The 1,099-nt window shown below is 60.6% G+C and carries 2 protein-coding genes; both read left to right on the forward strand.

All coding sequences use genetic code 11. The features are described 5' to 3' along the window. On the forward strand, positions 1-695 hold a 695-nt coding region (locus ACIROW_RS24070; RefSeq protein ID WP_402279728.1), incomplete at its 5' end, for a CoA transferase subunit A. A gap of 12 nt (positions 696-707) precedes the next feature. Then, the coding region (locus tag ACIROW_RS24075) for a CoA-transferase (RefSeq protein WP_402279730.1) at positions 708-1,099 on the forward strand (392 nt) is incomplete at its 3' end.

Raw genomic sequence — 1,099 nt, forward strand, 5'->3', positions numbered from 1 at the left:
TGAATAAAGTCTATCCCGACGCGTCCAGCGCGTTATCCGGCATCGTCAAGGACGGCCAGACGATTGCCGTCGGCGGCTTCGGCCTGTGCGGCATTCCTGAAGCGCTGATCGCGGCCTTGCGCGACTCCGGCGTACAGAATCTGACCGCCATCTCCAACAACGCCGGCGTTGACGGTTTCGGCCTCGGCCAATTGCTGAGCACGCGCCAGATCAAGAAAATGATCGCCTCCTACGTGGGCGAAAACAAGGAGTTCGAACGCCAATACCTGGCCGGCGAACTCGAGCTCGAATTTACTCCGCAAGGCACGCTGGCAGAAAAGCTGCGCGCCGGCGGCGCCGGCATCCCGGCGTTCTTTACCAAGACCGGTGTCGGCACGCTGGTGGCCGAAGGCAAGGAAATCCGTGAGTTTGACGGCGCCAAGTACGTCATGGAACGCTCGTTGGTGGCCGACGTCTCGCTGGTCAAGGCGCAAAAGGCCGACCGCGCCGGCAACCTGGTCTTCAACAAGACCGCGCGCAACTTCAACCCCAACGTCGCCATGGCCGGCAAGATCACCATCGTCGAAGTCGAAGAGCTGGTCGAAGTCGGCGATCTCGACCCGGACCAGATTCATACCGCCGGCATTTTCGTGCACCGCATCGTGGTCAACGCCACGCCGGAAAAGCGCATCGAGCAACGGACCGTGTCCAAATAAGGAGAAATAATCATGGCATGGACCAGAGACGAAATGGCTGCACGCGCAGCCAAGGAATTGCAGGACGGTTTTTACGTCAACCTCGGCATCGGCTTGCCGACCCTGGTGGCGAACCACGTTCCCAAGGATATTGAAGTCTGGCTGCAATCGGAAAACGGCCTGCTCGGCATCGGCCCGTTCCCGACCGAAGACAAGGTCGACGCCGACCTGATCAACGCCGGCAAGCAAACCGTGACGACCATTCCCGGCTCGTCGTTCTTCGCCTCGGCGGATTCTTTCGGCATGATCCGCGGCGGCAAGATCAACATCGCCATTTTGGGTGCGATGCAGGTCTCGCAACAGGGCGACCTGGCCAACTGGATGATCCCGGGCAAGATGGTCAAGGGCATGGGCGGCGCGATGGA

This window comes from Herbaspirillum sp. NPDC101397 (assembly GCF_044767325.1).
GTDB lineage: Bacteria > Pseudomonadota > Gammaproteobacteria > Burkholderiales > Burkholderiaceae_D > Herbaspirillum.